We start from the raw sequence: 4808 nt of genomic DNA, 5'->3' as shown, positions 1-4808 counted from the left end.
GATCGCCAGCGAATGATCGCCGCCGAGCAGGACCGGGATGCGCCCGGCCTGCAGTTCCTGCCGCACCGCGGTGTGCACGGCCATGTTCCAGGTCGCCACCTCGTCCAGGTGGCGATAGCCGTTTTCCGGCGGCAGCCAGGGATTGAGCGGCCCCTGCAGGTTGCCGCGGTCGATCACCTGCAGGCCGCGTGCAGTGAGCTTCTCGGCCAACCGCGCCACGCGCAGCGCCTCCGGTCCCATCGAGGCGCCGCGATGGCCGGCGCCGATGTCGGTGGGTGCGCCGATCAAGCTGACTGTCTGCGTGCCGCTCATGCCTGCCTCGTCCGTCCGGTGGCGCCTGCGCGCCATGGGGTGTCGCCGCGCCGCCGCGCGGTTCCTGCTGCCGCATCGAGCCTGTCCGCCGTCGTGCCGGCAGGCCATGCTTGCCGGTGCCTGCCCCGCTGCGGGAGTCCAGTCACTGGCGGCCTTCTAGTGTGCCAGAGTGCAGCCGGCCGGTCTTCGGCGGCGCTACCGATCGTCGCCGCGCGCCCGCCGCCGGAGGGGCCCTGGCGAGCCATGCAACGGTCCGCCTGCCGCATGGCGCGCAATCGCTACTCGTCCTCGTCGGCAGACGTCAGGTACCAGTCCCGCGCCAGTTCGGAGGGAGACGGGCCGCCATCGCCCAGCCACTTGCCGACCACCGGCTGGTGGTCGCGGGGCACGAAGCCGGCGCGCCGCCAACCGGCCAGGCGTTCGTCGGAGGCGGCATGTTCCAGCGAGATGGCGGTGTAGCCCAGGCGGCGGGCCGCGCGCACCAGGACCAGCACCAGCGAGCCCGCGATGCCCGCGCTGCCGCTCTCGCTCCAGAAATCGCAGACCCGCAGCACGGTCCCGGCCGCCTGGCAGGCGAACCACGCACGCAGCGCCCCCCCGGCGCCGTCGCCGACCAGCAGGTAGCGCGTGCCCGCCAGCGGCGACCGGTCGAACCGCCAGCGCGCCGCCGCCGCATCGCGCACCCCGACCAGCCCCTGCGCATGCGCGCCGGCCCGCCACAGCGCATCCATGCGCGGGTCGGCATGGTCCGACCAGTCGGCGCTCACGCCTGGCCGGGCGCGCAACCGCTCGGACAGCGCCATGCCCGCGTCGAGCAGGCCACCCAGCGGCATCGCAAGCCAGCGCGGCAGGTGGCGCTCCAGATATGCCGTGTGGCGCAGCACCTTGGAATGGCGGGTCAACTCGCCGAGGACGGCGTAGCCAAGACGCCTGACCACCGGCAGCGACTTGCGGTTGGGGAAACCGTAGAGCAGGTCGTAGCGGCCCTTCGCGGCCTCCACCAGCGCTTCCTGCAGCATCAGCGCCGGCCCCAGCGTGCGGTGCTGCGCGGCCACGGCCATGTCGGCCAGCAGGCCGGCGCGGACCTCGCTGCCCTGCCAGAGCATGCGCCGCGGGGCGGCGGTGCAGCAGCCGATCGCGACGCCGTCGTGGCACAGCAGCTGCGTCAGCGGCTCGCCGAACGGGCCACGAAGGTAGAACCAGTCGAACTTGCCTGCGTGCCGGGCCGGGTCGCCCAGGTTGCCTTGCCAGATATGCAGCAGGGCTTCGCGGTCGCGCGGAAACTCGGCCGCCTCCACCCGATAGACGCCGGCTGGCGTCATGCCGGCGTCTCCGCGGGCGCATCCGGCCCCAGCAGCAGCGGTGGCAGGTGGAGGTAGCGCGTGCTGCGGCGCTTGTTGCGGATGTCGGCGTACACCGCCTCGGCGGCGGCTTCGGAAATCCTCAACGCGTTGCCGAGCTCAGCAGCCGCCAGCCCATGCTCCAGCGCCCACAGCGCCAGGTCCATCTGCGCCCAGGGCAGCGCGAAGTAGAACTCGTCCTGGCCCTGCGCGAGGCTGTAGGTGTCGGTGGTGGGCGCGGCGCTGGCCACGCAATCGGGCAGGCCAAGATGCCGGGCCATGCCGTAGACCTGGGTCTTGTACAGGTGCGCGATCGGCTTGACGTCGGCCGAGCCGTCGCCGTTCTTCACGAAGAAGCCCTGGTCGTATTCCAGCCGGTTGGGCGTGCCCACCACGGCGTAGTTGAGGCGGTCGGCGTGGTAGTACTCCAGCGTCTTGCGCACGCGCTGCTTGAAGCTGGTCGCCGCCACGATCTGCAGGTAGTCGGCCAGGCCCAGCGTGCGCTCGTGGGTGCGGCCATCGGGCGACTGCGCGACCAGGTCGAAGTGGTTGATGGCCCCTTCGCGCCCGCCGGCGATGACGATCTTCATGCGCCAGTCCTCGACGTAGTCCGGCAGCACGCGGCGTACGGCTTCGTCGCGCGCGGCATAGCAGCCGATCGCGGCCAGCGTGGGCGCGATGTCCACGGTCTCCACCCGCACGCCCAGGTGTCCGGCGAGGATGCGCGCGTGGCGCTCGCTCTCGTCGGCCGAGTCGCGCTCGGGCAGGATCAGCGCGAACACGCGCTGCGCACCCAGCGCCCGCACGGCCAGCGCGGCGCACACCGAGCTGTCCACGCCGCCGGATATGGCGACGACCAGGCCGCGCTTGTGCAGCTCGCGCGCGGTGACCTCGCGCAAGCGCCCGGCGATCCGGTCGGCCTCGGCGGCGTAGTCGAGCCCGAACACATCTGCGGTCAAATCCATGTCCGTCCTCCGGCGCTTCAGGCGCGGCGGGCGAGGATCGCCCGCACGTCGCCGCGGTCGTCAGCCAGCGTGCGCACTTCGTCGTAGTGGCTGTCGCGCTCCAGGCGCCGGCGCATCGCCGGACCCTGCCCCAAGCCCGCCTCGAAGGCCAGCCAGCCGCCCGCGCGCAGCAGGCGCGGCGACTCTTCCAGCAGGCGCAAAAGGACGCCCACGCCCAACGGCCCGCCGTCGAAGGCCAGCCGCGGCTCGTGCGCGGAGATCTCCGGCGCCATCTGCTCCACCTTGGCGCTGAGGATGTAGGGCGGCGCGCAGGCGACCAGGTCGACCGTGCCGTCGAAGCCGGCGCCAAACGGCGACAGCAGGTCGCCGCAGCGCAATTCCACGCGCGGGAGGTCCAGGTGCTCGCGATTGCGCGCGGCAAGGGCCAGCGCCTCGGCGCTGATGTCGGCGCCGAACACCTCGGCGTCGGGCACCTGACGGGCGATGGCGAAGGCGAGATTGCCGGAGCCGGTGCACACGTCGACCACCCGCGCGGGATGGCGCGCCGTGGCCGGCCGCAGGAGCTCCACGCAAGCGCGCGCCAGCAGCTCGGTTTCCACCCGCGGGATCAGCGCATCGGGACCGGCGAGCAGCTCCAGTCCCATGAAATGGCCACGGCCGGTGAGATAGGCCAGCGGCTCGCCCGCAAGGCGGCGCTCGACCATTCGCGCGAGCGATTGCCGGGCGCCGTCGTCGGCCAGCGGCGGCAGTGCGCCCTGCGCGGCAGCCACTACCGAGCGCGGTTCGCCCGCCGCGGCGAACCACAGCGCACGCAGGGCGGTCTCTGGATTTTCCCGCGGCTTGTCCGGCAGCGTCTGCAGGGAGGCGCTGAGGCGGGCGTGCAAGGCATCGTAGAGGGCGTCCATGGCGTCCTTTCAGGCGGGTGGATGTTCGAGCAGCGCCTTGCGGCTGACCTTGCCGGTGGCGGTGCGCGGCAGGTCCATGCAGAGCAGGATCTGCTGCGGCACCATGAAGCTCTCCAGGTGGCGCATGCAGTGCGCGCGGATCTGGCCTACGTTCAGCGCGACGCCCGGGTCGAGCACCACGTAGGCGCGGATCGCCTCGCCCAGCAGTTCGTCGGGCACGCCCGCCACCGCCGCCTCGCGGACGCCGTCGATGGCGTGCAGCACGTTCTCCACCTCGACCGGGCTGACCTTCTCGCCGCGGGTCTTGATGATGTCGTCGCTGCGGCCCACGAAGTAGAGGAAGCCCTCGGCGTCCATGCGGAACCAGTCGTGCGTGCACAGCACGCGCTCGCCGGGCAACGGGCCGGGCACGAGCATCTGCGCCGAGAGATCGGGGCGGTTCCAGTAGCCGAGCATCACGTGCGGGCCGCGCACGTGGAGGATGCCCGCCTCGCCGGATGGCACCGGATCGCCCGCGGACGAACGCAGGAACACTTCGGTACCTGGGATGGCCTTGCCGACCGAGCCGGGCCGGGCCTCCATCAGCTCCGGCTCCAGGTAGCACACCCGCTTGCATTCGGTGAGCCCGTACATCTTGTAGATCAGCGCGTTCGGGAAGATCTCGCGCAGCTTCAGCGCTTGTTCGTCCGGCAGCGCGGCCGCCGTATTGGTCACCCGCGTCACGGCGGGGAAACACAGCCTCTCGCGCCGGTGCGCTGAGAGCAGCATGGCAAAGACAGTGGGCACGCCTGGGAAAACCGTGGTCTCGAACTCGCGCATGCGGGCGAACACCTGCGCCGGGAAGGCGAACGAGCGCTCCAGCACCAGGGTGGCGCCCAGCTGCACGGCCATCAGCCACTGGTAGAGGCCATAGTCGAAGGCCAGCGGCAGCGTGCACAGGATGCGTTCGCTCTGGCCCAGGCGCAGGTACTGGACCAGGCTGCCGGCCGCGAACAGCATGGACTGGTGGGTGTGCATCACGCCCTTGGGCGTGCCGGTGCTGCCGGAGGTGTAGATCAGCGCGGCCAGGTCGAGCGCGATGGTGGCCGGAGGCTCGCGCAGCGGCTCGCCCGCTTCGACGACCGCGTCGAAGGCCCCGACGCCGCGGCCTTCGGGCAGCGCGCCCGACGCGATGACGCGCAATGCGGGCCTTGCGCCCAGGAGCGGCTCGAACTCCTGCGCTAGGTGGCCATCGCTGAGCAGCACGCGCGCACCGGAGTCATCGAGGATGAAGCCGAGCTTGTCCG

General features: G+C 71.8%; 5 protein-coding genes. All 5 read right to left on the bottom strand.

The genetic code is table 11. The annotated features are described in order from the left end of the window. Positions 1-312: arginase family protein (locus HOQ08_RS13630; RefSeq protein ID WP_291195914.1), on the bottom strand; the 312-nt coding region annotated here is incomplete at its 3' end. A 278-nt stretch (positions 313-590) separates the two neighbouring features. Then, positions 591-1634, bottom strand: a complete 1044-nt coding sequence (locus HOQ08_RS13625) for a GNAT family N-acetyltransferase (protein WP_291195911.1) — start codon at positions 1632-1634, stop codon at positions 591-593. After that, positions 1631-2617 (bottom strand): NAD(+) synthase, encoded by a 987-nt coding sequence (gene nadE / locus HOQ08_RS13620; RefSeq protein WP_291195908.1) that lies wholly within the window; start codon positions 2615-2617, stop codon positions 1631-1633. Before nadE ends, HOQ08_RS13625 begins: the two co-directional genes overlap by 4 nt. Positions 2618-2634: 17 nt before the next feature. Next, a complete protein-coding gene (locus tag HOQ08_RS13615; RefSeq protein WP_291195906.1) occupies positions 2635-3522 on the bottom strand; it encodes a HemK family protein methyltransferase in 888 nt (295 codons plus the stop codon). A gap of 9 nt (positions 3523-3531) precedes the next feature. After that, the coding region (locus HOQ08_RS13610; RefSeq protein ID WP_291195903.1) for a long-chain fatty acid--CoA ligase at positions 3532-4808 on the bottom strand (1277 nt) is incomplete at its 5' end.

The sequence above is a fragment of the Frateuria sp. genome (assembly GCF_013362045.1).
In the GTDB taxonomy this organism is placed as follows: domain Bacteria; phylum Pseudomonadota; class Gammaproteobacteria; order Xanthomonadales; family Rhodanobacteraceae; genus Frateuria_A.
Note: the sequence above shows the minus strand (reverse complement) of the source record. Positions and strands in the feature narration are given on the sequence as shown.